Source organism: Diaminobutyricimonas sp. LJ205 (assembly GCF_009755725.1).
Lineage (GTDB): Bacteria > Actinomycetota > Actinomycetes > Actinomycetales > Microbacteriaceae > Ruicaihuangia.
In genome coordinates this window covers 280,773-306,437 of sequence record NZ_CP046619.1, presented here as the reverse complement: position 1 = coordinate 306,437, position 25,665 = coordinate 280,773, and the positions used below count along the sequence as shown (strand labels likewise).

The 25,665-nt window shown below is 66.7% G+C and carries 23 protein-coding genes and 1 pseudogene; 9 read left to right on the top strand and 15 right to left on the bottom strand.

Annotation, left to right across the window (positions count from 1 at the left end; genetic code table 11):
* Positions 1–45 precede the first annotated feature (45 nt).
* The 8 genes from GO591_RS01560 to GO591_RS01525 all read right to left on the bottom strand — a co-directional run bounded on the left by GO591_RS01560 (position 46) and on the right by GO591_RS01525 (position 9,198).
* Positions 46–894, bottom strand: coding sequence for an ABC transporter permease (locus GO591_RS01560; RefSeq protein WP_157155198.1), 849 nt, complete (start codon positions 892–894; stop codon positions 46–48).
* The gene (locus tag GO591_RS01555; protein WP_198295521.1) at positions 895–1,677 is read right to left on the bottom strand and encodes an ABC transporter ATP-binding protein; all 783 of its coding nucleotides are present in this window, start codon (positions 1,675–1,677) and stop codon (positions 895–897) included.
* 7 nt (positions 1,678–1,684) lie between these two features.
* The gene (locus GO591_RS01550) at positions 1,685–2,770 is read right to left on the bottom strand and encodes an ABC transporter substrate-binding protein (protein WP_157155196.1); all 1,086 of its coding nucleotides are present in this window, start codon (positions 2,768–2,770) and stop codon (positions 1,685–1,687) included.
* Positions 2,771–2,946: 176 nt separating this feature from the next.
* Positions 2,947–3,831, bottom strand: coding sequence for a LysR family transcriptional regulator (locus GO591_RS01545; protein WP_157155195.1), 885 nt, complete (start codon positions 3,829–3,831; stop codon positions 2,947–2,949).
* 145 nt (positions 3,832–3,976) lie between these two features.
* Positions 3,977–5,788, bottom strand: a complete 1,812-nt coding sequence (locus GO591_RS01540; RefSeq protein ID WP_157155194.1) for a helicase HerA-like domain-containing protein — start codon at positions 5,786–5,788, stop codon at positions 3,977–3,979.
* The gene (locus tag GO591_RS01535; RefSeq protein WP_157155193.1) at positions 5,785–7,068 is read right to left on the bottom strand and encodes a saccharopine dehydrogenase family protein; all 1,284 of its coding nucleotides are present in this window, start codon (positions 7,066–7,068) and stop codon (positions 5,785–5,787) included. Before GO591_RS01535 ends, GO591_RS01540 begins: the two co-directional genes overlap by 4 nt.
* Before the next feature lie 9 nt (positions 7,069–7,077).
* The gene (locus GO591_RS01530; RefSeq protein ID WP_157155192.1) at positions 7,078–7,752 is read right to left on the bottom strand and encodes a phosphatase PAP2 family protein; all 675 of its coding nucleotides are present in this window, start codon (positions 7,750–7,752) and stop codon (positions 7,078–7,080) included.
* Positions 7,753–7,761: 9 nt separating this feature from the next.
* The gene (locus GO591_RS01525; protein ID WP_157155191.1) at positions 7,762–9,198 is read right to left on the bottom strand and encodes a GH1 family beta-glucosidase; all 1,437 of its coding nucleotides are present in this window, start codon (positions 9,196–9,198) and stop codon (positions 7,762–7,764) included.
* A gap of 89 nt (positions 9,199–9,287) precedes the next feature.
* Here GO591_RS01525 and GO591_RS01520 point away from each other — a divergent pair, with 89 nt between their 5' ends.
* The 6 genes from GO591_RS01520 to GO591_RS01495 all read left to right on the top strand — a co-directional run bounded on the left by GO591_RS01520 (position 9,288) and on the right by GO591_RS01495 (position 15,748).
* Entirely contained in the window at positions 9,288–9,848 is a 561-nt protein-coding gene (locus GO591_RS01520; protein ID WP_157155190.1) for a TetR/AcrR family transcriptional regulator, read from the top strand.
* A gap of 101 nt (positions 9,849–9,949) precedes the next feature.
* Positions 9,950–11,044, top strand: coding sequence for a Zn-dependent alcohol dehydrogenase (locus tag GO591_RS01515; RefSeq protein ID WP_157155189.1), 1,095 nt, complete (start codon positions 9,950–9,952; stop codon positions 11,042–11,044).
* Positions 11,045–11,194: 150 nt separating this feature from the next.
* Positions 11,195–12,379 carry an ROK family transcriptional regulator gene (locus GO591_RS01510; RefSeq protein ID WP_232466233.1) on the top strand — a complete coding sequence of 395 codons (1,185 nt, stop codon included), beginning with the start codon at positions 11,195–11,197 and terminating at the stop codon, positions 12,377–12,379.
* Positions 12,380–12,484: 105 nt separating this feature from the next.
* Entirely contained in the window at positions 12,485–13,570 is a 1,086-nt protein-coding gene (locus tag GO591_RS01505; RefSeq protein WP_157155187.1) for a sugar ABC transporter substrate-binding protein, read from the top strand.
* Positions 13,571–13,649: 79 nt separating this feature from the next.
* Positions 13,650–14,489 (top strand): ATP-binding cassette domain-containing protein, encoded by an 840-nt coding sequence (locus GO591_RS01500; RefSeq protein ID WP_157155186.1) that lies wholly within the window; start codon positions 13,650–13,652, stop codon positions 14,487–14,489.
* Complete coding sequence (locus GO591_RS01495) at positions 14,486–15,748, top strand: sugar ABC transporter permease (RefSeq protein ID WP_157155185.1); 1,263 nt, start codon at positions 14,486–14,488, stop codon at positions 15,746–15,748. Before GO591_RS01500 ends, GO591_RS01495 begins: the two co-directional genes overlap by 4 nt.
* Positions 15,749–15,764: 16 nt before the next feature.
* Here the strand turns inward: GO591_RS01495 and GO591_RS01490 are convergent, their stop codons facing one another.
* The 5 genes and pseudogenes from GO591_RS01490 to GO591_RS01475 all read right to left on the bottom strand — a co-directional run bounded on the left by GO591_RS01490 (position 15,765) and on the right by GO591_RS01475 (position 20,738).
* Positions 15,765–16,673 carry a cyclase family protein gene (locus GO591_RS01490; protein ID WP_157155184.1) on the bottom strand — a complete coding sequence of 303 codons (909 nt, stop codon included), beginning with the start codon at positions 16,671–16,673 and terminating at the stop codon, positions 15,765–15,767.
* Positions 16,670–17,371 carry an amino acid permease gene (locus GO591_RS16105; protein WP_370455320.1) on the bottom strand — a complete coding sequence of 234 codons (702 nt, stop codon included), beginning with the start codon at positions 17,369–17,371 and terminating at the stop codon, positions 16,670–16,672. Before GO591_RS16105 ends, GO591_RS01490 begins: the two co-directional genes overlap by 4 nt.
* A 34-nt stretch (positions 17,372–17,405) precedes the next feature.
* Positions 17,406–17,867, bottom strand: a pseudogene (locus GO591_RS16100) (amino acid permease); the annotation flags it as partial.
* A 191-nt stretch (positions 17,868–18,058) separates the two neighbouring features.
* Complete coding sequence (locus GO591_RS01480) at positions 18,059–18,700, bottom strand: response regulator transcription factor (RefSeq protein WP_157155183.1); 642 nt, start codon at positions 18,698–18,700, stop codon at positions 18,059–18,061.
* Entirely contained in the window at positions 18,693–20,738 is a 2,046-nt protein-coding gene (locus GO591_RS01475; RefSeq protein WP_167137048.1) for a sensor histidine kinase, read from the bottom strand. The genes GO591_RS01480 and GO591_RS01475 overlap by 8 nt, the downstream gene beginning before the upstream one ends.
* Before the next feature lie 175 nt (positions 20,739–20,913).
* Between GO591_RS01475 and GO591_RS01470 the strand changes: the two genes are divergently transcribed.
* Entirely contained in the window at positions 20,914–21,552 is a 639-nt protein-coding gene (locus GO591_RS01470) for a hypothetical protein (RefSeq protein WP_157155181.1), read from the top strand.
* A 63-nt stretch (positions 21,553–21,615) separates the two neighbouring features.
* On the opposite strand, the gene GO591_RS01465 is transcribed toward GO591_RS01470, so the two are convergent.
* Both GO591_RS01465 and GO591_RS01460 read right to left on the bottom strand, forming a co-directional pair.
* Positions 21,616–22,779 (bottom strand): cystathionine gamma-synthase, encoded by a 1,164-nt coding sequence (locus GO591_RS01465; RefSeq protein ID WP_198295520.1) that lies wholly within the window; start codon positions 22,777–22,779, stop codon positions 21,616–21,618.
* Positions 22,780–22,813: 34 nt separating this feature from the next.
* The gene (locus GO591_RS01460) at positions 22,814–24,181 is read right to left on the bottom strand and encodes a cystathionine beta-synthase (protein WP_157155180.1); all 1,368 of its coding nucleotides are present in this window, start codon (positions 24,179–24,181) and stop codon (positions 22,814–22,816) included.
* A 119-nt stretch (positions 24,182–24,300) separates the two neighbouring features.
* Here GO591_RS01460 and GO591_RS01455 point away from each other — a divergent pair, with 119 nt between their 5' ends.
* Both GO591_RS01455 and GO591_RS01450 read left to right on the top strand, forming a co-directional pair.
* On the top strand, positions 24,301–25,011 hold the full coding sequence (locus GO591_RS01455; protein ID WP_157155179.1) for a DUF3105 domain-containing protein: 711 nt from the start codon (positions 24,301–24,303) through the stop codon (positions 25,009–25,011).
* Positions 25,004–25,645, top strand: coding sequence for a DUF305 domain-containing protein (locus GO591_RS01450; RefSeq protein ID WP_232466232.1), 642 nt, complete (start codon positions 25,004–25,006; stop codon positions 25,643–25,645). Before GO591_RS01455 ends, GO591_RS01450 begins: the two co-directional genes overlap by 8 nt.
* Positions 25,646–25,665 lie beyond the last annotated feature (20 nt).

The following is a 25,665-nucleotide window of genomic DNA, read 5'->3' as shown; positions in this document are numbered from 1 at the left end:
GGTATGACCTGAGCAGCGGCTACCGGGCGGAGCCGGGATCGTCACTCATATGGTCGAGCCCGCCACAGACTCGGGCGCCCAGAAGACAACTCGACGCGAAAGGAACGAAACGGCCTCGCTCAGAATGATCGTGATCACTGCGAGGACGAGGAGGGCGCAGAATACACCGGCCACATTGAGCTGGAATCCCTGCGCCAGAATGTACGCTCCAAGACCCTTGCTCGAGCCGACGAACTCCGCGACGATCGCGCCGATCACGGCCAAGGTCAAGCCAACATTGAGCCCCACGAATACCGACGGCAGGGCGTTAGGCAAGGTCACATGGAAAAAACGCTGGGTGCGGCTTCCCCGGTACGCGCTGACCAACTCCTGATACTCCGTCGGCGTGGAACGGATGCCCGCTACCGTGTTGGCGAAGACCGGGAAGAAGCAGAGCAGGGCCGTGATGACAGCTTTGGCCGTCAAACCGTAGCCGAGCCACACGGCGATGATCGGCGCCACCGCCACCTTCGGTATCGCCTGAAGCACCAGAATCCCCATCCCGAAGACTCTCTGCGCGACTCGTGACACTCCGATACCGGCGCCGAGCACGAAACCGGCGATGGACCCTGCCGCGAAGCCGACCAGAATCTCTTGAAGCGTGATCCACGTGTGTTCCCAGAAGACGGGCATCCCGAGATTCAGCAACAGAGCATCAAAAATCGCGGATGGTGCTGGCAGGATGAGCCGTGAGATCGCACCGGACTTGACAGCGATCTCCCACAAAACGAAGAAGCCGAGAGCCACCCCGATTGTCAGGTAGTTGACGGGATCAGTCAGCCGCCGGCGGAACCACCGCAGGGCAAGCCCGCTAGGTGAGGGCAAGGGCCTGACCTGACTGCGAGTAGTGGACATTTAGTCGAGTCCTTCCGACTTGAAATGCTGGCGCAGACTGTAGGTGTACCTCCCGAATTCGGCGGTGTTGATCTGTTCCAGGCTTCGTGGGCGGGGCAACGTCACCTCTACGTCGTCGACGATCTCGCCTGGACGACCGGACATCACGAGCACTCGATCCGCGAGCAACACCGCTTCGGGAATGCTGTGGGTGATGAACAGCACCGTGCACGAGGTTGCCGCCCAGATCCGCAGGAGCTCCAGGTTCATCTTTTCTCGAGACATGGCGTCAAGAGCGCCGAAAGGCTCGTCCATCAGGAGCAGCTTCGGGTGGTTGAGCAGAGCCCGGACGATCCCGACTCGTTGCTGCATACCTCCGGAAAGCTCGCGAGGATACGCGCTCTCGAAGCCGCTCAACCCGACCAGATCGAAGTACTCGCGAGCCTGCTCTCTCGCCTCGGCCAAGTTCTTCTTGGCGAAACGGGCTGGCAGGATCACGTTCTCCAGCGCGGTCTTCCACGGCAGGAGGACCGGGGACTGAAAAACGACGCCGACATCGTTCCGGGGTTCACGCACCTCGGTGCCGTCGATCTCGATCCGGCCTCCGCTGATCGGGGTGAGACCGGCGACCATCCGCATGAACGTGCTCTTCCCGCATCCCGATGGTCCGACGATCGAGACGAAGGTGCCTGCATCGATGTCGAGCGTGATGGGCTTCAGCGCAAGCAGGCCTGCGGGTTCGAGCCGAGTCGCGTATGTCTTGGTGGCTTCTTCGACCCGGATGTGCCGGGTCGAAGAAGCCACCAGGGTGCTACCCAAGGTCACATGCGCGAGCTGCCGCGCGGATCTCGTCGGCGTCGAAGTCATTGACGGCCTTGGCCAGTTCAAGATCGCCCGGGACCATGGCTTTTGCATCGAGCTTCTTCGAGATGAGGCCCAGGTCAAGCTGAAGGTCGATTGCCGCCTGGAGTCGACTTGGCTCTACGAATCCCCAGTATCCGGTGCCCTGACTGTCGAAGGAGGCCTTGGCCTGCTTTGCAGAAGCTCGAAGGGCTGCCTCGAACTGGTCAACTGATCCACCCATGCCAGTCGGGGTCTTCATGAACACCTCGGCTGCACAGCGCGGATTCTCGGTAAGGAAGACCATCGCCTTTGCAACGCCTCGAGAGACGGCGACAAGGGTGTCCCGGTCCTTGATCATCTTCGTACTGGTCGAAAGGCCGTAGTCGGGCATCTTCAGCCATTTGTCGTCGGCGAGGTAGCGGTACTCGCCACCCAGCGCCTCCATCTGGCCGAGCATGTCGATGAAGCTGAAAGCGACGTCGACGGTGCCGTTCTTCAGCGCTTCATAGGACGCGGCCGCGCCACCGGTAACGATGTATTCGATGTCCGTCTGGATGTCGATGCCGGCGTCCGTGAGCCATCTCTCGAGGTAGGGCTGGCTACCTGCGCCGGCCGCGAACAGACCGATCTTGGCTCCCTTGAGGTCGCCGGGGTCTTTGATGGCGCTGTCGGTCGGAACGGCGAGCCGCCAGGCCATCACCGTCTGATTCACAACGGGGCGCACATCCTCACCGTCACTGGATGCGGCAAGCACGGGAGTCAAGGTACTGAAGGCGAAATCGGCTTGGCCGGCGACGAGACCCTGGACGGCTGCAGGCGAGCCCTGGGTGTAGTTGACGGTCACATCCAGGCCCTCGTCCTCCCAGTACTTCAGCATCTCCGGAAGGTAGACCTGCCAGGTGCTGACGTCAGGGCTTTGGTTGCCGCTGACAATCGACACCTTGGTGGGACCCTCGGCGGGACCCTCGGCGGGACCAGGTTCGCTGCCATCAGAACAAGCCGTCAGCAGCAGCGCGGAGGCCGCCACCAGGGTTAGATATGCGCGCTTCGACATGCTCTCTCCTCGGTTGTGGTTGCAGGGTAAGCCGAAGCAATCGGCGCCTTCGACTCGGAATGCACCGCTTGCTGGGCTGGGTGCTGGCTCACACTGTAGGACGCCGACCGACTCGACAAAGCGCGAAGTTAGCGGGAAATGTTACAGGCATGTTTCGTATTATTAAATATGCACGATTATCTGTTTTCAGCAGCGGGGAGCGACCGAAGGAATATCGACATCAACTCCCTCACCGCGGGCCGCATCGGCCCCTTCGGCCAGATCAGGACGACGTTCCATTCGGGTCTGTAATCAGCGATCCTCGAGACTCTGACGCCCGAAAACAGGGTCGCGACGCTGGCGGGAAGGATGGAGGCACCCAGCCCCGCCTTCACCAACTCGACGGCGACCGGTGCGTCGCTCACCTCGAACCGCGTGTTGCGCGTTAGCCGAGCGGCGCGAAACGTGGAATCGACACTCTGTCGGAGGGCCCAGCTCGGAATGAAGTCGATGAAACCGTACTCGGCCAACTCCGCCAGGGAGATCTCGGGTGGCGCCCCAGAATCGGGAGGCAGGATCGCCACGCATTCCTCGCGCAATATCGAGCGCGACATCACACCCGCGGGGGTAGTGCGCGAGCCCAGCGGCAGGGTAGCGAAGTCGAGGTTCCTCTGCGCGACCGCCTCGGCCACTCCATCGGCGTCCACTTCAACCAGGCTCAGGAGGACATTCGGGTAGACCTTATGGAACTGGCTGGCCATCCCAACAACACGCCTGAGCAGAACCGGAATGATTGCGATACGCACCCTGCCGGCGAGCCCGTATTTCGCGGCTTGGGCATCCTCACGGGCCTGCTCCGCGGCCGAGAGGACTTCCCGACTGCCGCGCAGAAAATGGACTCCCTCTTCGGTGAGGGAGACCTTCTGGGTCGATCGCACGAAGAGCATGACCTTGAGCTCTCGTTCGAGTGCAGAGATCGTCGTCGAGACCGAAGACTGCGCGACGTGCAACCGCCGTGCAGCCTGAGTGAAGCTGAGCTCCTCGGCGACGACGGTGAAGTAGTGCAACTGGCGAAGCTCCATGACTGTTATCTCCAAAGTCGATAAAGCGCTGCGTGTCTTGCCAATCTGAGATTACTTGAGGTTTGCGTTGCGCCGTTCTTCACCCGCGGCAAATGCGGCTCGTCCCCGCGACGCCCTAGCTCTTGGACATTGACGCCGGCAGCGGCTACCGGCGCTTGAGCGTTCCGAAGATGCCGCGCAGCACTTCACGGACGACGGTCTTCCCGAGCTGGGAGCCGAGAACGTCAGCGGCCGGGTTCGACGGCCGGCTGGTCGTGCGCCGGGTAGTGGAGGTCCGTGAGGTGCGACGCCGTTCGGCCTGCTCCCACTCGCGCTGCGCCTTCTCGTAGTCCGCCTGCGCCTTGGCCTGCGTTTTCGCCTGATCGGCGGCCTGCTTCGCGACATCCTCCTGCGCACGCTCGGCATCGTCGGCGGCCGCCGCGGCGTTCATCCGCGCGGCGAGGATCTCCCGGGCGGACTCCCGGTCGAAGGCGGTGCCGTACTGGGCGAGCAGCGGGCTCTGCTTCACGGTCGCGGCAATGGCGGCGGCATCCGTCGGCTCCATGGATCCTTGCGGTGCCCGCATGCGCGTCCAGGCGACCGGGCTGGGCGCGCCTCTCTCGTTCATCACCGTGACGATCGCCTCGCCGGTGGCGAGCGAGGTGAGCACCTCCTCCAGCTCGTAGCCGCTGGTCGGGTAGGTGGACACGGTCGCGCGCAACGCCTGGGCATCATCCGGGGTGTGCGCCCGCAACTGGTGTTGCACCCGGCTGCCGAGCTGCGCAAGCACGTCGTTCGGCACGTCCTTCGGAGTCTGGGTGACAAAGAAGATGCCGACGCCCTTCGACCGGATCAACCGCACGGTCTGCACGATCTGGGTGATGAAGTCCGTCGAGGCACCACTGAAGAGCAGGTGAGCCTCGTCGAAGAAGAACACCAGCTTGGGCTTGTCGGTATCGCCGACCTCGGGGAGGTCGTTGAACAGGTCGGCCAGCAGCCACATCAGGAAGGTGGAGAACAGCGCCGGCTGGTCGCGCACGCTGGGCACCTCGAGCAGGCTGACGATGCCGCGGCCGTCGGCTGCCGTGCGCAGGAAGTGGGCGGTGTCGAACTCGGGCTCGCCGAAGAACGCGTCGGCGCCCTGGTCGGCGAAGGTGATCAGCTCACGCAGGATGACGCCCACGGTGGCGCTCGACAGCCCACCGAGTTGTTTGAGCTCGGCTTTGCCCTCGTCGCCGGTCAAATAGACAAGTACTGCGCGCAAATCGGCCAGATCGAGCAGCGGCAGACCGGCCTGGTCGGCGTAGTGGAACACCAGGCCAAGACTGGATTCCTGCGTCTCGTTCAGCCCCAGCACCTTGCTCAGCAGCAACGGGCCGAAGCTCGACACGGTGGCCCGGATCGGGATGCCGCTGCCCTTGCCGCCGAGACTGTAGTACTCGGTCGGGGCGGCCTGCGGGCTCCAGTCCTGACCGATCCCCCGCGTCCGGGCGAGCAGTTTGTCATTCGGTTCACCCGCGCTGGCGATGCCGGACAGGTCGCCCTTGATATCGGCGGCGAACACCGGAACCCCGTTCGCGCTGAGCTGCTCGGCGAGCACCTGCAGGGTCTTCGTCTTTCCGGTGCCGGTGGCGCCGGCAACGAGGCCGTGCCGGTTGGTCATCGCGATCGGGATGCGCACCGGCACGTCGGCGAGCGCTTCCCCATTGACCAGCGCGCCCATCTCGAGGGCGGGCGCTTCGAACGCGTAACCGGCTCGGATGGTTTCCACCTGCTCAGCGCTGAGGGGTCCTCCGCTGGTCGAGCCCATTCCGTTGGCCGAGCCCATTCCGTTGGTCGAGCCTGTCGAGACCGCCTCGGCAGGCTCGACCGGCGGGGCGGCCGAGCGGCGTGCTGCCTCCTCGGCAGCCTTCAGCGCCTGCTGAGCTTCTTCGAGCGCCTTCTTCGCCGCCTCGACTGCGGCCGCCGCATCCGTCATGCGCTCACGCTACCGAGCCGGTCCTCCAGTCCCCAGGCCTGGCCGTATCCGCCGTCGGCGATCGGTCGCGCCATCAACTCGAGGAACGGCTGGGCGTCGAACGCCTCCGGGCCGTGCACGCCGATTCCCGACCACACCCCCGTGGCCAGCAGCTCGAGCGCGATCACCGGGTTCAGCGCGGTCTGCCAGACCACGCACTGGGATTCGTACTCGGCCATCGTCCACTCGTTGTCGCTGACGTGGTACAGGTACACCTCGCGCGGTCGCCCGTCGGTGCCGAGGCCGGTCACCCACACACCAGCACAGGTCTTCCCGGTCATCCGCGGCCCGATGCTCGCCGGATCCGGCAGGGCGGCGGCGACCACGTCCCGCGGCGCAACCTCGACCGGGCCGGCCGCCGAGCGCACCCGGACCGGACTGGTCGAGTCCAGCCCCAGCTGGTGCAGCGTCTTCAGGATGCCGATGAACTCGTCGCCCAGCCCGTATTTGAAGGTCACCCGGTTGGCGTCGAGGTAGCGCGGCATCAGCAGCACCTCCTCGTGTTCGACGTTCACGCATTCGACCGGGCCGATGCCCTCCGGGAAGACGAAGGTCTCCGGATCCGAGAACGGCGCGGTGGTGAACCAGCCGCGTTCTTTTTCCCAGACCACCGGCGGGTTCAGGCATTCCTCGATCGTGGTCCAGATGCTGAAGGATGGCGCGAAGATCTCGTTGCCCGCATCGTCGCGCACGACGAGGTTGGCGCCGTCGCGGGTGCCGAGCTCGTCGATCTGGCTGAACAGGTGATCGGCCGCGTACCGGGCGAAGACGTCAGAGAGGCCGGGTTCGACGCCCATGCCGACCAGCGCCAGCCGACCGGCGGTCTCCCAGTCGGGCGCCTGCTCGAACTGGTCGTCGCCAAGTTTGATCCCGGTGCGAGTGAACGGGTCGGCGGGATGCGGTTCGGACAGGCTCATCGCCATGTCGAGGTAGTTCGCGCCGGCCGCGAGCGCGCCGGAGAACACGGTGGGCACGAACTTCGGTTCCACGGCGTTCATCACGTGGGTGACGTTGTGCTCGCGGGCGAGGCGGGCGACGCTGTCGGGGTCGGATGCGTCCACCTTCGCCGCGACGAACCGACGGTTCTGCGGCCCATGCTTGGCCTCGATCCAGGCGATGGTGCGCTCGGCCCGGCCCGGGTCGTAGTCGCTCACCACCATCAGCTCAAAGAAGTCTCGGCGGGCTGCGATCTTCGCGATCGCATCACCGACGCCACCAGCACCCACGAGAAGTATGCGCATTGGCAGACGCTACCGCGCGACATCCGCACGACGCCAGAGCAGTAACCGCTTCCGTTGGGCCTCCTGTTGCAGGCGTTCGGCGAACGGCGCCCAGACCATCACCGCGACCGCCGCGCCGAGCAGCAGACCGCCAATGGTGTCGGTCAGCCAGTGCGCACCGAGATAGGTGCGGCTGAGCATCATCGCCACGACGTACACGACACCGACCCACCAGACCCAGGCCCGGCTGAAGATCAGCGCAAGCGCTGTGGCGATGGTCGCCGCATTCGCCACATGGCCAGATGGGAACGAGCCGAAGTCCGAGGTGACCAGCATCTCCACCGGCCGCGCCCGGCCAAAGATCGACTTCAGCAGTTGCACTGCCGCGACCGATAACAGCGCCGTGACCGAGAAGTACAGCGCCGCCCAGAATCGTCTGACGAGGCACAGCGCCCCGATGATGACGAGCGGCACGACGAAACTTGCGAACCAGCCGCCGCCGAGAAAGTTCAGCAGCAGGGCGGGCACCTCCCAGACCGGACTGCGGTTCTCGAGGATCTCCTCCATCCACCCGTCGTCGACCAGATTCGACGTGCGAGCAGCGAGTAGTGCACCGCCGGCCAGCACCAGCGCGATCAGCACGAGTCCGCTGATCCACGGCCAGCGCCGGGTAACCTTCCGTGCCCGGGGCGCGCTCTGGGTCATGCAGACACGCTACTGCCGGCCACCTCGGTACTCGGGCAGCCGCCGCGTGCGAATCAGTTCCGTCAGCCAGTGCCCACTGTCCTTCACCGTGCGCTCTTGGGTTTCGTAGTCGACATAGACGATGCCGAACCGCTTCGAATACCCGTAGCTCCACTCGAAGTTGTCGAGCAGTGACCAGACCAGGTAGCCACGCAGGTCGACACCGCGCGCCATGGCCCGGTGCGCGGCCGTGAAGTGCCGGATCAGGTAGTCCACCCGGAGCGGGTCGCGGACCCGGCCTTCGCGCACCTCGTCGTCGAACGCGGCACCGTTCTCGGTGATCATCAGCGGCAGATCCGGGAACTGTTCGGAGAGACTGACGAGCAGCTCCTCCAGCCCATCCGGGGCGATGTTCCAGCCCATCGCCGTGTACGGTCCTGGCTGGTCGAGGAACTCGACGTCGTCGGCGCCGGGCCAGGGCGACGCTCCGCCTCCGTGGCCGTCGGCGCGCGACCGTGGGGAGGAGCCATCCCACAACTTCACCGTCTGGGTGGAGTAGTAGTTGACGCCGAGCACGTCAATGCTCTGATGGATCTGCTCGAGATCGCCGGGCCGAACGAACGACCAATCGGTAATTTTCGCGGTATCTGCGAGCAGGTCGCTCGGGTACTCGCCGCGCAGCATCGGCCCGGTGAAGGCCCGATTGCCGAGCGCGTCGATGCGCCGGATCGCCTCCGGCGAGGTGTCGTCATCGCCCCGGATGACGTGCAGATTGAGAGTCACCGAGAAGAGGGCGTCACTCTTCACCGTCGGCCGCAGGGCCTGGATCGCGAGCCCGTGCGCCAGATTGAGGTGGTGCACCGCGGTCAGCGCGGCGGCGGGTTCGGTGCGACCGGGCGCGTGCACGCCCGAGGCGTACCCGAGGTAGGCCGAGCACCACGGCTCATTCAACGTGGTCCAGGTGTGCACCCGATCGCCGAGCCGGTCCCCGACCAAATGCGCATACTCGGCGAACCGGTACGCGGTGTCGCGGTTGGTCCATCCGCCCACGTCCTCAAGCGCATACGGCAGATCCCAGTGATACAGCGTGGCAATCGGTCGGATGCCTCGGGTCAGCAGCCCGTCGACGAGACGTTCGTAGAAGGCAAGGCCCTTCTGGTTCGCCTTGCCCGAACCGCGCGCCTGAATCCTCGGCCAGGCGATCGAGAACCGGTACGCCTCGAGCCCGAGTCGGGCCATCAGATCAAGGTCGGCGTCCAGCCGGTGGTAGTGGTCATCCGCGACATCCCCGGTGTCGCCTTGATGTACCTTCCCCGGGGTGCGGCTGAACACATCCCAGATCGACGGCCCGCGGCCATCCTCGTCGACTGCGCCCTCAATCTGGTACGACGCGGTTGCCGACCCGATCACGAAGCCTGCGGGAAACTCGAGTCCTGAGCCGCGGTAGTCGGTGCTTGTTTCCGTCATGGTCGTGCCTCTCACAAGTCGCCTCGTGGCGCTGGTCCGAGACTAACGCCGTGCGAGTAGGCTGTCTCGCGGTCGATTGGGGACTCACGATGGCAGACGCCCGGAGCGAGCGCACTCTCGCGGCACTCAGGGCGGCAATCCTCGAAGTGGCCTCAGAGTCGCCCATCTCGCAGGTGTCGGTGACGGATGTCACGACCCGCGCCGGCATCAACCGGGCAACCTTCTACAGCCACTTTTCGAGCCCCACCGCCGCCCTCGTTGCCGCACTGAACGCCGACCTCGACCACTTGCGTACACGCGAAGCTGAACTCGCGGCTCGGGCGGATCTCACCTCCGAAGATGTGATCAGAGTCGGCATAACCGGAGTGGTCGAGCACATCCTGCGCTTCGAGGGCATCTACCGGCTGGTGCTTCAAGACACCGGTGACACCGTCATGCACCACGCGCTCTGCGCTCACTTCGCGGAATCGCTCCAGCAGATCCTCGCCCGCCTACGCCCACCCGACCTGCCCAACCATGCTGTCGCCTCGCAGTTCGTGGCCCACGGCTTGGTGGGAGCGATCGAAACCTGGCTCCAGGATCCGCGCATCAGCCAGGACGAACTGGTGGATACGGTGCTCGCGACTCTCCCAGCCTGGTGGCTTGACTAAACAACAGTTGTTGTATAAACGACAGTTGTTGCTTAGACTCACGGAACGCGCCCTAGGCGACCCGTGAGTTCCGCCGAGCCGGCGGGAATTGGAGAACAACAATGAAGGCAGCAGTCCTCGAAGCGGTAGGCGAGAAATTCGTCATCCAGGATGTTCAGATCGCAGATCCGATCGGCCGCGAGGTACTCGTCCAGGTGAAGGCGAGTGGCCTGTGCCACAGCGACCTCCACGTCGCCGAGAACGACTTCGGCTTCCCGATGCCGAGCATCCTCGGCCATGAGATCGCCGGAATCGTCACGGCCATCGGCCCCGACGTCACCGAGTTCGCGCTTGGTGATCACGTCGTCGGTTGTCTGGTCAGCCACTGCGGCCACTGCGACAAGTGTGCGGCGGGAAAGTCCTACGAGTGCCGCAACCGGCAGGAGACTCAGCGCACCGAGGCCCAGCCGCCGCGGCTCACCCGTGATGGCACGCCAGTCGTGCAGTTCTCCGACCTCGGCGGATTCGCCGAGCAGGTGCTCGCTCACGAGAACAACATCGTGGCGGTCAACAAGGACATTCCGTTCGACAAGGCCGCGCTGCTCGGCTGCGGCGTTGTCACCGGTGCCGGAGCGGCAATCAACACCGCTCAGGTTCGCGTCGGCGACACGGTTGCCGTCATCGGCTGCGGAGGCGTCGGCCTCAGCGCCTTGCAGGGTGCAGCACTCGCCGGCGCCCGCCGCGTCATCGCGATCGACCTGCAGCCCGGAAAACTCGAACTGGCCAAGAAGTTCGGCGCAACAGACACCATCAACCCGAACGAGGTTGACGATGTTGTCGCAGCGGTTCGCGCGATCACCGGCGGCGACGGAGTCGACCACGCGTTCGAGGTCATCGGCTTGAAGTCGACAGCCGAGCAGGCTGTTCAGATCCTCGGCACCGGTGGCGGCGCGTACCTGATCGGGATGCAGAAGCCCGGCACCCGCCTCGACATCGACCCGATGTCCGACCTGATCATGGGCCAGAAGAGCCTGCGAGGCGTCTACATGGGCTCCACCAACTTCAAGCTGGACATTCCCGTCTACGCCGACCTGTACCTGCAGGGCCGCTACAACCTCGATGACCTTGTCGCACAGACGATCCCGCTTGAGGAGATCAACGAGGGCTACGACGAGCTGCGCAAGGGCGCCATCGCGCGCACCGTCATCACCTTCTAGCAGCAGCCGCGCGGAGCTCCTATCCTCCTCAGGAGCTCCGCGCGTTTGCCGGGCGACACAGCTGAGATCGTTCAGCTCGGCGAGAAGCGGCCGAAGTGTATCGTTTCCCTCGTGACGAGCCCGCGGCGCACTCCTGGTTCGCAAACTTCATTGCGTGAAGCCAACCGTACGAGGATCGTTGACGCCCTCCGGCTGCACGGTCGACTCACCCAGGTGGAGCTCGCCGGCGTCACCGGTCTGTCCCCCGCCACGGTGTCGAACATCGTCAAGGAGCTGACCGGCTCGGGCCTCCTACACACCTCCTTCACGTCCCGCAGCGGACGCCGCGCGACCGAGGTGACTCTTGCCAGACGGCTCGGCCTGGTCGCCGGCCTGCACTTCTCAACGCGGCAGCTGCGCATCGCGGTGGCGGATGTCGCGGGCACCGTCGTCGCCGAGCACCATATGCCGCTCGCGCTCGATCTCCGCCACGACGCCGAACTCGATCGGGCGTCGCTCATGCTCACCGACATGCTCGACCGGGTCGGTGCATCCCTGGACGAGGTGTTGGCGATCGGCCTCGGCTTGCCTGCGCCAATCAACCCGGCCACCGGCGAGATCGGCGCCCGCGGGCTGTTGCGCGGCTGGGAGGCGGTACCGGTCGCCGAAGCCTTCCAGTCGCGCACCGGACGCCCGGTCTTCGTCGACAGCGAAGCCAACCTCGGCGCCAGAGCCGAGGCGCAGTCCGGCGCGGCACGCGGCATCGGCGAGTTCGTCTACATCCGCGTCGGCCATCTGATCAGCGCGGGATTGGTCATCGGCGGCCGTCCATTCCGCGGCGCGAGCGGCAAGGCCGGGCAGATCGGTCACGTCACGATTGACGAGAACGGCCCGATCTGCCGGTGTGGCAGCCGCGGATGCCTCGAAACCCTCGCCGCGGCTCCTGCCCTGCTCGAGCTGTTCCGAAGCGACCCGAGCATCCATCGTTTGCATGATCTCGTGCAGCGGGCCGCAGATGGCGATGCCGGCTGCCAACGTGCGATCGCCGACGCCGGGAGGCACATCGGCATCGCCGCCGCGAGCCTCGCGAACCTGTTCGACCCGCAGCGGATTGTGGTCGGTGGCGAGCTGGCAGAGGCAGGCGAGACGCTGCTGGCGCCGCTCCGCCACGCGCTGGAACGGTCGGTGCTGATCGGCGAGTCAGGCGTGCCCGAGGTGGTGCCCGCCATCCACGGCGAACGCGCGGAACTCGTCGGTGCGCTGGGGCTCGCCATCGAGAGCATGGAGTTCGGGGCACCTGTCCCGCTGCGCGCATCCGGGCCGGCGGAAGCGCTGCGTTCAGAGGCTAACGCTTGAATCTCGGTTGATCGGCTCTTGTGTTCAAGCCTTGACGGCATAGGGGGCCGGTGACACACTCGGAATCGCCGCCAACGGGGGCGGTCCGCAGCGAGAGGCAGCTCAATGAAGAGAACCACCAAGACCCTCACGTTCCTCGGTATCGGCGCACTATTCACTATGGGTTCGCTCACCGCATGCGCCAACAATGGTGACGGAGGCGGCGGCGAGGGAGGCGGCGGAGACGGTTCCGGAGCGAAGATTGCCCTGCTCCTGCCCGAATCGAAGACCACGCGCTACGAGGCGTACGACCGTCCGCTGTTTGAAGACAAGATCGCCGAACTGGGCGATTACGAAGTGCTTTACTCCAACGCCGACCAGGACGCCGCGAAACAGCAGCAACAGGCCGAGTCGGCGCTCGCATCTGGCATAGCAGTGATGGTGCTCGACCCGGTCGACGCGGACGCAGCCGTCAGCATCGTCAACGCAGCCAAGGCCCAGGACGTGCCTGTGGTCTCCTATGACCGCCTGATCAACAGCCCGGATCTGGACTACTACATCTCGTTCGACAACGAGCAGGTCGGCAACCTGCAGGGTCAGGCGCTGGTCGACAAGCTCACCGAAGACGGCGCCACGGGCGGCGTGCTGATGGTCAACGGTGCCCCCACCGACGGCAACGCGAAACTGTTCAAGGAGGGCGCGCACAGCGTCATCGACTCGAGCGACTTCACCGTGCTCGCCGAATATGACACCCCGGACTGGAGCCCGGACCGTGCCCAGGAGTGGGTCGCCGGCCAACTGACCCAGTTCAGCGGGCAGATCGCCGGCGTCTATGCCGCGAATGATGGCACCGCAGGCGGAGCTGTCGCGGCAATGAAGGCCGCGAATATCGATCCGTGGCCTGTGGTCACCGGGCAGGACGCCGAACTGTCGGCGATTCAGCGAATCGTCGCCGGCGATCAGTTCATGACCGTTTACAAGGCGTACAAGGCCGAAGCGGAACTCGCGGCAGAGGTTGCCGTGAAGCTCGCGAATGGGGAAACCGTCGAGGGCGACACCGACACCGACGGCGTGCCGACGACCCTGCTGACGCCCGTCGTCGTGACCGTGGACAACATCATGGACACCCTCATCGCGGACGAATACGTCACCGTCGACGACATCTGCACCGCCGAGTACGCGGACGCCTGCGCCGCTGCCGGCATCCAGTAATCGAGCAAGGTGGACGACCGGCGACCTGACGGGGTGTCGGTCGTCCGCTGGCGCAAGTATGAAGGCCTAGGGATCAACCATGACAATGCTGTCCCCCACCGAAGCCGACACGACGGCCGAGCGCGAACATCTGCTGTCGTTGCACGGCATCGGCAAGCGCTTCGGCGCCGTGCAAGCGCTCTCCGACATCGAGATGGACGTCAACCCGGGCGAGGTGGTTGCCATTGTCGGCGACAACGGCGCCGGCAAGTCGACCCTGATCAAAGTGCTGGCGGGCGTGCATCCGCAAGACGGCGGAACGATCGCCTTCAACGGCACTCGGGTCTCGATTCCCACCCCGTCGGCTGCCATCGGTTTGGGCATCGCCACCGTGTTCCAGGATCTTGCCCTGTGCGACAACCTCGACGTGGTCGGAAATCTCTGGCTCGGCCGTGAACTCACCAAGAGCGGACAGCTCGACGAGGTGGAGATGGAGCAGCGCTCGTGGTCGTTGCTGCGGGAGCTGAGTGCGAAGATCCCCTCGGTGCGCGTGCCGGTGGCCTCGCTCTCCGGCGGGCAGCGGCAGACGGTCGCGATCGCCCGGTCGCTGATCGGCGAGCCGCGCATTGTCATCCTCGATGAGCCGACTGCCGCGCTCGGCGTGGCGCAGACGGCTGAGGTGCTCAACCTGGTCGAGCGGTTGCGCGAGCGTGGCCTCGGCGTCATCCTGATCAGCCACAACATGGCCGACGTGATGGCCGTGGCCGACCGTGTCGTCGTGCTCCGGCTCGGTCGGAACAACGGCGAGTTCCGGGTGGCGGATGTCACCAGCGAAGACATCATCGCGGCGATCACCGGCGCCACCGACAACGTGGTCACTCGCCGTGCCGCGTCCCGAGTGAATCCGAGTTCCACCGCACCGACGGAGGACATCTCATGAGCATCAAGACCACCCCGGATGAGACGGGCAGCTCGGTCGCCGCCGACCTGCAGGACGAACGGCTGATTCAACAGACCGGGTTCCGTCCCTGGCTCCGCGCCACGGTCAACCGGATTCGTACCGGCGACCTCGGGTCGCTCCCGGTGATCATCGGGCTCATCATCATCTGGGCGGTGTTCCAGTTCCTGAACCCGAATTTCCTGTCGAGTACCAACCTGTTCAACCTCACGCTGCAGATCGCCGCCGTCGGCACGATTTCGATCGGCATCGTGCTGGTCCTCCTGCTAGGCGAGATCGACCTGTCGGTCGGCTCGGTGTCCGGCCTGTCCTCAGCGATTCTCGCGGTGAGTTTTGTGCAACTGGGCTGGCCGCTGCCCCTGTCGATTGTGACCGCGCTCGTCGTCGGACTGCTGATCGGCCTGCTCTACGGGTTCCTCTACGTCCAGTTCGGTGTGCCGAGCTTCGTAATCACCCTGGCCGGGTTGCTGTCCTTCCTCGGATTGCAGCTGTGGGTACTCGGCGATACCGGCTCGATCAACATTCCGTTCGACTCGTGGATCGTGCAGTTCGCGCAGCAGATGGCCCTGCCTGCGTGGCTGTCGTACGTTCTCGTTGTAGTCGCGGTGCTGATCTATGGGGCCGAACTGCTCTACGCGGCGCGTCGACGACGGTCGGCGAACCTCTCCGCGCTGTCGGTGACCGCCATCGCGGTGCGCTGCGGTCTGCTGCTCGTGCTGCTCGGCGTCTCGGCGTGGTATCTCAACCTCACGCGTGGCGTCGCGCTCATGTTCCTGCTGTTCCTGGCCCTGGTCGTGGTGATGAACTTCTTCCTCACCCGCACCCGCTGGGGACGGTCGGTCTACGCGGTCGGCGGCAGCGTTGAGGCTGCCCGGCGTTCGGGCATCAAGGTGAGACGCGTCTACCTGTCGGTGTTCATCCTCTGCTCCACGTTCGCGGCGCTTGGCGGGCTGATGGCGGCGGCCCGACTCGCGGCGGCGAACCAGGGCTCCGGCGGTGGCGACACCAACCTGAACGCCATCGCGGCCGCGGTCATCGGTGGCGCCAGCCTCTTCGGTGGACGCGGATCGGCGTTCTCGGCTCTGCTCGGTGTTCTGGTGATCGGCTCGATCTCATCCGGACTGACCCTGCTCAACCTCGACTCGTCGATCCGGTACATGATCACCGGCGCGGTGCTGCTGCTCGCAGTGATCATCGACTCGCTCTCGCGGCGGACCCGCCGTGCAGCCGGACGCGCCTAGCGACGCTCGGCGCCCGTCAATTCCCGATGCGTGCGTAGGCGCGCACCGGGAACGTGCCGAACGACTCGATCCGTGGCGGCGTCGCGGTGAAGCGGCTACCGGATGGCGGCAGCTCGCCAAGCCCGGTGAGGTGCTCGACGACGTGCACGCCCGCGGCCAGCAGTTCGGTGTGCGCCGGACGCTCGCCGCCGGACTCGGTGTCATCGAGGTTCAGCGAGTCGATGCCGACGAGGACAGCGCCCTGTTCGACCAGGTAGCGGGCCCCGCTTCCGGTGAGGAACGAAGCGCCGCGGCCATACTCCGGTGTGCCGAAGTGCCGATCCCAGCCGGTGTGCAGCAGCACCGCACGGCCGGCGACATCGCGGTCGTAGAAGACGGATGCCGGAATTCCCCGATCGGCGGCGTCGTGCAGGTGGAACACTTCGGCCGGCAGGTCGACCAGGCTGTCCAGCGGCAGGCCGGCGAGATCCGCACCATCGGCGTAGCGGTGGAACGGGCTGTCCAGATAAGTGCCGGTGTTGCCGATCATCGTGATCAGGTCCATCGCGAACTGGGTGCCCTCGGCGTACTTCTCGGTGGACTGCTCGCGCGTCAGGTGTGGGGTGAACACCGGCGCCGGCAGCCCGGGATAGGTGACCAGGCCCTTCTGGATGACGTGGCTCAGTTCCACCAGCCGATCGGTCCTCGGGCCGGGGGCGGATGTCTCGATCCAGCGCGTGCCGCGATGGGCCTCTGCGTGGACCGTGAGGTTCCGGATGTCGATACCGCCGACCAGGGCCAACCCCAGGTGCTGCACGAAGAGTCGTCCGACCAGCTTCTCGTCCGCGTCGGGCCCCGGCAGGTCGATCCGGAATCCGTCCGCGCTGAGCGATCCGCCATTGCTGAAGTACACCGCGGCGTCGAAATGCGCTCGGTACTCGGTCACACTGCCTCCTCGAGAACCGGGGCGCGAGGCATCCGGCGTCTCTGCACGATACCGACGATGACCGCCGCGACCGCGAGGTTCGCCGCGAGCGCGAGATTGGGACCGGCCAGCACGGCGAGCCCGCCGACGAGCAGCACCGAAATCGCGGCGAACCACCAGCCGAGGCTGAACCGGTCGAGCAACCGGAGCGCCGCCACCACCCCGAGGGCATAGACGCCGACGATCGAACTGGTCTGCACCAGGATGAACGGGGTCAGCGTGAAGCCGCTCACCGCCAGCAAGGTGAAGTTCACGCCGGTGAGCACAGCGACGACCGCGAGCGACCGGCGGGGCACTCCGCCGCTTTCGGCACCGCGGGCGAGGAACGCCGGCAGGTCGCCATCACGACCCAGGGATGCCCCCAGCTTCGAGAAGGCCGCCAGATAGGTGTTCAGCACACCGACCGAAACCAGCCCGGCGACCACAGCGACGATCAACGGCCCCACGCCAGGAGCCGTGACGGCGATCAGGTCGACGAGCGGCACGGTGCTCTGACCAGCACGGTCGCCGAGCACGCCGACCGTGACCACCTGCAGGGCAAGGTACGCGGCGCCGACCACGACGATCGCGATCCCGGTGGCGAGCGGGATGGTGCGACGCGGATTGCGGAACTCGGCCGCGATATGGGTGACCGCCCCAGCCGGCGAAGGCCCAGACAAACAGGCTGATCACGGTGGCGACCGGCGCCCAGCCGTGCGGCGCGAACGGGCTGAAGTTCGCGGGGTCGGTGGCCGGGGCGGCCAGGGCGACCACTCCGATCACCAGCACCAGCAGGGCTGCGGTGAGAGCGAACTGCACGCTGCCGGAGACCCGCACGCCGAAACTGTTGGCGAGGAACGGCGGCACGAGGATCGCCAGCGCAACCACTCCGACCCAGCCCCGGTCGGCGCCGAGCAGGGCGACGACGTATTCGGCGCCGAGCACACCGACGATCGGGGCGCCGATGCTCACGCCGAAGTAGAACCAGTAGCCGGCGGTGCGCGCGGCGGTGGCGCCCAGGGCACGGCGCACGAAGGTGGCGACTCCCCCGGCGTCCGGATAGCGCGCAGCGAGTGCGGCGAAGGTGCCGGCCAGCGGCACCGACAGCAGCAGCACCGCGGCAACGCCGACCAGAGAAGCGGGTCCGGCAGCGCTCGCGGCGAGCGCGGGCAGCACGAGGATTCCGCTGCCGAGAACGGACGCGATGTAGAGGGACGACGCGCGGAGCACGCCGAGGCCGGGTGCTTTCGCGGGGGCGAGAGTGGTGGTCACGCGTCAACTATGCCAGCGGCAGGAACGCGACATCCATCTAGATCCTGCCATGTTGGGGATCCTTCATGCCAGTCCCCTGTTGGTTGAGGGGCGTATCAACCGAGGCCCGCGTCGCGGGCCACCGCGGCAGCCTCCGCACGGCCGGCAACCTGCAGCTTCGCGAAGATGTTCGACACATTGTTCCGCACAGTCTTCGGCGACAGGTAGAGCGCCTCGGCGATCTGCGGGTTGCTGCGGCCGGCCGCGATCAGCTCGAGAATCTCGCGCTCCCGCGCGGTCAGCTGCGGAAAGGCGGCAGCCTGGGGAGCGCTCGCCCGCGCGAAGAACTCCGCGATTCGGCTGGCCAGGGACGGACCGAACACCGCGTCCCCGGCGGCGACGGCACGGATGGCGCGCGAGATGTCGTCCTGCCCGGCACCCTTCAGCAGATAGCCGCGAGCACCGACCCGCATGGCCTGGAACACGGTGCCGTCGTCCTCAGACATGGTGAGCATCACAACGCCGATGCCCGGATGCGCCTCGGCGATACGCCGCGTCGCCTCGATGCCGTCCATCCCGGGCATCTGCACGTCCATGACCACGACGTCCGGGGATTCGGCGGCGACGACATCGATCGCGGAGCGGCCATCGCTTGCGGTCGCGACGACGTGCAGACCGTCGATCGAGCCGAGCAGAACCGCGAGACCCTCCCGGAACACGGGGTGGTCGTCGACGAGCACGATCCGGATCTCAGACACAGGCCCTCTCCTCCGCCATCGGCAGCCACGCCCGCACGAGGGTTCCCCCGGCCGGGCGCGCGGTCACCGTGAGCGTTCCGCCGAGTTCCTCGGCACGCTCATGCATCGATTTCAAGCCGACCCCCATCACCGCGGCTTCGCCGATCCCGCGTCCGTCGTCGGCGACTTCCACGAGCAACCGTCCGGGCTCGCCGCGCAGCGCGACCGTGATGTGCGACGCCGACGCGTGCCGGCTGACGTTGGTCAGCGCCTCGCTGAGCACCCGGTAGGCGGCGACCTCGACCGCGGGTGGCAGTACCTCAGGAACCCCGTCCACCTCAAGGACCGCTCCGAACCGCTCGCACTGCTGCACGGCCGCGCGCACGAGACCGACATCGTCAAGCGCCGGCGGACGCAGGTCGTGAGTGAGCCGGCGGATGTCGGCTACCGCGTCAGAGACATCCGCGGCCGCCGAATCCAGCAGGGTCCGAGCGCTCGATGGGTCGCTGTCGAGCACGTTCTGCGCCGCCTGCAGCCGCAGACTGACCGCGGCCAGCGCGGGACCCAGCCCGTCGTGCAGGTCGCGGCGCAACCGCAGCCGCTCAGCTTCCCGCGCCCGCACGAGCTGTTCGCGGATCGCCTGCAATTCCTGGCTGAGCACGGTCGCACGGACGGCAGCGGCCGCCTGCCGTACCAGGTCGGCGAGCAGCCGCTCGTCACGTTCCGACATCCGCGGCCGCCTGCCCTCGGCGAGTTCCAGCCTGCCGATCACCTCGCCGCGGTAGGTCAGCGGCATCACCGCGGCCGATCCCACCGGCTCGCCATGCGTCGCCACCAGGCGACGACCGTCGGTCTGCTCGATGGTCACCCGCACGAACGGTGAGGCGAAGGTGCGCGCCAGCGACCGGGCGATGTGCATGAGTTGGTCATCCGGATCGACCGCGTCCTCGAGTCGGTGCGACAGCGATGACATCACCCCGTATGGGTCGGCACGGCGCCCGTTCACCACCCGGCTGACCCACCCGAGCAGGCGCTCGCGAATCGGCGCGTACACCGCGAACACGACCACCATCGAGGCGGCGGCCAGCATCTGTTCACCGACCAGCTGGCCAATCAGCGCGACCAGCGCCAGGTCGACCGCGATCACGCTGACGATCAGAATCACGTAGACAAACGTCCAGCTGATCAGCCGGTCGATGCTGTAAAGCCGGTACCGCGTGACAGCGACGAGGATCGCCCAGCAGGTCACGAAAGTGCCGAACACGATGAGCCCTTGCCCGATGTAGTACGGCAGCAGCAGATAGCCGATCACCACGCCACTGCTGAACAGGGCGCCACCCCAGACCATCCAGCGCAGCTGCTGGCGTTCTTCTCGGTGGGCGCCGACGAAGCGGCCGGCGAGTACCACCGCGGCAAGCGCGACCCCGGTGAGCATGCACGCGACGGCGACTCGCGCAATCGTCGGCCAGACGCCGTCCGGCAGCGGGATGCCCCAGTCGTACTGTGCCCAGCGAAGCACCCGCCAGTCCGGATTGCCGAAGGTCTTCCACGATTCGAGCGGCGGACTCACCTGCAGCACGACCATGGGAGGAACCGACAGCGCGATCGCGAGTACACCGATGCCGCGCAGCAGTGGCCGCCTGGGCAGGCGACCGTCAGGGAAGATCACGAGAACCAGCGGGATGGCGAGCAAGGTGAGCCCCGACACCTGCTGCACCGTCAGGAAGGCCACATCGACCAGCGGCGCTTCGCGCCATGCGATCGCCGCGATATTGACCCATCCTGCGCAGAATCCGAAGAACGTCTGCGCCGCCCCGAAGAACAGCAGAATGCAGGCGATCGGATGCCACGGCAACCGCCAGAGCAGGATGGCTCCGGTCGTGGCAAGCGCGATGCCGGGCAGGCCACCGGTCCAGCCGGGCGCCACCGCGGCCTCTTCGCCGAGCCGGGCGATGATCACGTCGCAGGCGACCGCGGCGATGCCGAGGCACAGCGCCAGCGTGAGCACGACAACGGCGACCGGTCGCGCGGCGGTGCGCTTCCTCGGGTGCCCCGTCACAGCGACCATCGTGGCAGGTCGGGTGTCCCCTTGTCAGGTGATTGCTGTCCCGAGATTTCGGGACATCTTGCGGGGCTGACCGGTGTCTGCTGCCCCTGTCCGCCCGGGACCCGGCCCGAGGAACGTGAGGAGGGCGCCGGCGAGGGACGCCGGCATCCGAACCCGAAGGAAGAACATGAATACCATCACCACTCCGGCACCGGCCCGCACCGACGCCTTCACGCCGCGAGCCCTACCGCTGCCGGCCACCCTCTCACCGACCATCGTCCGTCTCGCCGGCACAGCCGTCGCGGTTCTCGTGGGGAGCTTCGCCGTGCTGATCGCCCTGCCCTGGCCGGCCGGCTCCACGGTGTCTGTTACCAGCGACATCGGCTCGCTCGCCTTCCAGTTGAGCACGCTGATCCTGCTGTTCGTGATGTGGCGAACCCACGCCGTCGGCGAGGCGCTCGGCTGGCGTGGCTTCGGTGCCGGGGTAACCGTGATCGTGATGATCGCCATGGCCAGCGGGCTGACGCGGACACTGGCGCCGAGTGACGTGACCCTGTTCGCCACGAACCTCTCCTGGTTCATCGCCATGGCCGGCATGTTCGTGCTCGGCGTCGGCGTGGTCGCCCGCGGGCGGTGGCGTGGACCCGCCCGCTACCTGCCGCTGGCCGCGCACAGCTGGCCGCTTGTCGCGCTGCCGGTGATGGTGCTGACGGAAGACACCCAGGGCCAGTCCTGGTACGTCTACATCACCTACCTCGCGGTGACCCAGGCCCTGCTCGGCCTGGCGCTCGCGATCCGCCCGCAACTCACCGGCGCCCGGCGCTGACCGGAACTCCGGTGGTGAGCGCCGCGAGCGGGGCGGTGACGCTCCCTCGCGGCGCCGCGCCGGCTACTTCAGGCGGTCGAGCGCGCCGGTGGCGTCGGCGATCAGGTCGTCCACGCCCTCGATGCCGGCCGACAGGCGCACCACGTTCTCGGGAACGGCCAACTCGGTGCCCTTCACCGAGGCGTGCGTCATTTCCGACGGGTAGCTGATCAGCGACTCGACACCGCCGAGCGACTCCGCCAGCTGGAACACCGAGGTGCCTTCGGCGAACTTCTTCGCCTCCGCCATCCCACCGCGCACGGCAACCGAGAGCATGCCGCCGAAGGAGCGCATCTGCTTGGCGGCGACGTCGTGGCCGGGGTGCGACTCGAGTCCCGGGTAGTAGATGGTCTCGACCGCCGGGTGCCCGACCAGCGCCTCGGCGATCGCCTGCGCGTTCGTGGAGTGCCGGTCCATGCGCACGGGAAGGGTTTTGATGCCGCGCACGGTCAGCCAGGCTTCCATGGGCGAGGAGACCGCGCCGGCGCCGAACTGCAGGAAGCCGACCTTCTCGGCCAGCTCGGAGTCGTTCAGGATCACCGCGCCGCCGAGCACGTCGGAGTGTCCGCCCAGGTACTTCGTGGTCGAGTGCACGACGACGTCGGCGCCGAGCTTCAACGGCTGCTGCAGGTACGGCGAGGCGAAGGTGTTGTCGACGACGACGATCGCGCCGGCTTCGTGCCCGACCGAGGCGAGGGCGGCGATATCCGTGATCTTCATCAGCGGGTTGCTTGGCGTCTCAAGCCAGAGCACGCGGGTCTTGCCCGGACGGATCGCCGCGCGCACGGCGTCGGCGTTGCTCATCTCGACGGTCGACAGCTCGACGCCCCATGGCACGTGCACCCGGTTGACCAGGCGGTGCGTTCCGCCGTAGACGTCGTTACCCATCAGCACGTGGTCACCGGGCCTCAGGATGCTGCGCAGCAAAGCATCCTCGGCGGCAAGGCCCGAGGCGAAGCTGAACGCGTGCTCGCCGCCCTCGAGGGCAGCAAGCAGGGTCTGCAACGAGTCACGCGTGGGGTTGCCGCCGCGGGCGTACTCGTAGCCGCCGCGGAAGCCGCCGATGCCGTCCTGCACGAACGTTGACGACAGGTAGATCGGCGGCACCACCGCTCCGGTGGTGGGGTCGAACTCCTGACCGGCGTGGATGGCGAGGGTGGCGAAGTCGTGGTCGATGTTCTCAGTCATGTCAGATCCTTCTCGTTCTCAGCTCACGCCTGCGTCACTCGGCAGACAGGAAAGCCAGCAGGTCGTGGCGGGTGAGCACGCCGACGGGCTTGCCGTCCGCGCTCACCAGCAGGGCATCGGCGCTGGCGAGCGCTTCCTTGGCCTGGTCGACCGATTCACCGACGCCGATCAGCGGCAGCGGGGCGCCGACGAAGTCGGCCGCGGCATCCGTCATCGATGCGTCGCCGCCCAGCACGGCGTCGAGCAGGCGGCGCTCGTCGATCGCGCCGACCACCTCGCCCATCACGACGGGCGGCTCGGCGCCGAGCACGAGCAGCTGCGAGACGCCGTGGTCGGTCATGATCCGGATGGCGTCGTGCACGGTGTCCTTGCGGCCGACGTGCACCAGCTCGGGCAGATCGCCGCTCTTCGACTTCAGCACGTCGGCGACCGTGCGCTTGTCGCCGCCCTCGAGGAAGCCGTGCGAACGCATCCACTTGTCGTTGAAGACCTTGCCGAGGTAGCCGCGGCCGCCGTCCGGCAGGAGCACCACGATGATGTCGTCTGCGTCGAGCTTCTCGGCGGCCTTCAGCGCCGAGACCACGGCCATGCCGCTGGAGCCGCCGACGAGCAGGCCTTCCTCGCGGGCGAGTCGCCGGGTCATCTCGAAGGACTCGGCATCCGACACCGCGATGATCTCGTCCACAACGGTCGGGTCATAGGCGGTGGGCCAGAAGTCCTCACCGACGCCCTCGACGAGGTAGGGGCGGCCGGTGCCGCCCGAGTAGACGGACCCCTCGGGGTCGGAGCCGATCACGGTGACCGAGCCCCCGGAGACCTCCTTGAGGTACTTGCCCGTGCCGCTGATGGTGCCGCCGGTGCCGACACCCGCGACGAAGTGGGTGATCTTGCCGTCGGTGTCGCGCCAGATCTCGGGACCGGTGGTCTCGTAGTGGCTGAGCGGGCCGTTCTGGTTGGCGTACTGGTTCGGCTTGAACGCGCCCGGGATCTCCTTCACCAGGCGGTCGGACACGCTGTAGTACGACTCGGGGCTGTCGGGCGCCACCGCGGTCGGCGTGACCACGATCTCGGCGCCGTACGCGGTCAGCACGTTGCGCTTGTCTTCGCCGACCTTGTCGGGCAGCACGAAGACGCAGCGGTAGCCGCGCTGCTGCGCCACCAGGGCGAGCCCCACTCCGGTGTTGCCACTGGTCGGCTCCACGATGGTGCCGCCGGGCTTCAACAGCCCGTCGCGCTCGGCCGCGTCGATGATGCGCGTCGCGATGCGGTCCTTCGACGAACCACCAGGGTTCAGGTACTCGACCTTGACGAGGATGGTGGGGGCGTACCCCTTGGTGACACTGTTGAGCTTGACCAGTGGGGTGTTGCCGACCAGGTCGATGACGCTGTTTGCGTACTTCATATCGGCGAGGCTACCAGCGGCGGCCCCGCCATTACGGGGGCGCCTCAGTTGCGTGAACCCTCAAGCTTGTCTGCGATAATCGCCCCATCCCCTGAACGCCAACTGACAGGAATTTATCTGTGTCTCCTCGCGATTCCGAGAAGTCTGCGCCCGTTCCGCCCCAGGTCGCCAAGGATCTGACGGTCAAGCAGCAGCGTGAAGCCCGTCGCGCCGAGAAGGTGGCCGCGCTGAAGAAGCAGCAGGCCAAGGAGAAGCGGAACCGCATTTTGGGGATCTCGCTCGCCAGCGTGGCCGGTCTTGCGATCGTCGCCCTGGTGATCACCTTCGTTGTGACCAGCGCGACGCCGGAGCGTGACCCGGACGACATCGTGGTCGAGGGCGTGCAGACCTGGCCTGACCTGACCGCCGGCCACGTCGACCCGACACCGGTCGACTACGCGGGCCAGTTCGGCATGAACCCGCCCGCTGGCGGCCCGCACTGGGGCGCCTGGCTGAACTGCGGCGTGTACACCGAGCCGCAGGAGAATGAGCGCGCCGTGCACGCTCTTGAACACGGCGCCCTGTGGATCACCTACGACGACGCACAGCTCTCCGACGCGGATGTGCAGACCCTCCGCGACCAGCTGCCGGACAGCTACATCATCCTGTCGCCGTACGTCGGTCTTGACGCCCCGGTGGTGGCGTCAGGTTGGGGAGCCCAGGTGAAGCTGGACGGTGTCGACGACCCGCGCCTCGCCGACTTCGTCGAGAAGTACTGGCAGTCAAGCGATGTGCCCGAGCCGGGTGCGCGTTGTGATGGCGCTGTCGATGGGCCTGGCAAGGTTGCCTAAGACTCGCACCCTCGTACTCGCAATTCTCGGCGTAGCCCTGGCGATCGCCGCGGCTTTCGCGATCGGTCGCTTCAGCGCTCCGGTCACGCCGGTGCCCAGCACCACGAGCGCCGAAGCCGGCTTCGCCCGTGACATGCAGACGCACCATCTGCAGGCGGTGCAGATGTCGATCATCGTGCGGGAGAACACCGAGGATGAAGACATCCGACTCCTCGCCTACGACATCGCGACGACCCAGCAGCAGCAGGCCGGGCAGATGGCGGGCTGGCTGAATGTCTGGGGACTTCCGCAGGCGGCATCCGAACCGTCGATGACGTGGATGACCCGGCCGACGCTTGACGGAGCCGCCCACGGCCACGGGGGCGATGAGGCCAGTGCCCATGAACCCGGCGGGCCGATGCCCGGCATGGCCACCGAAGCCGAACTCGACCAGTTGCGCTCAGCCTCCGGGGTCGACGCCGAGAAGCTGTACCTCGAGCTGATGATCGACCACCATGTGGCCGGTGTCGAGATGGCGGAGGCGATCCTCGACCGTTCCGAGATCAGGGCCGTCACCTCACTCGCGTCGAGCATGGTGAAGTCGCAGCAGAGCGAGATCGACGTCATGACGCAGATGCTGGCCGCCCGCCAGTAACCTGCCCGCCGCGCGGCAGC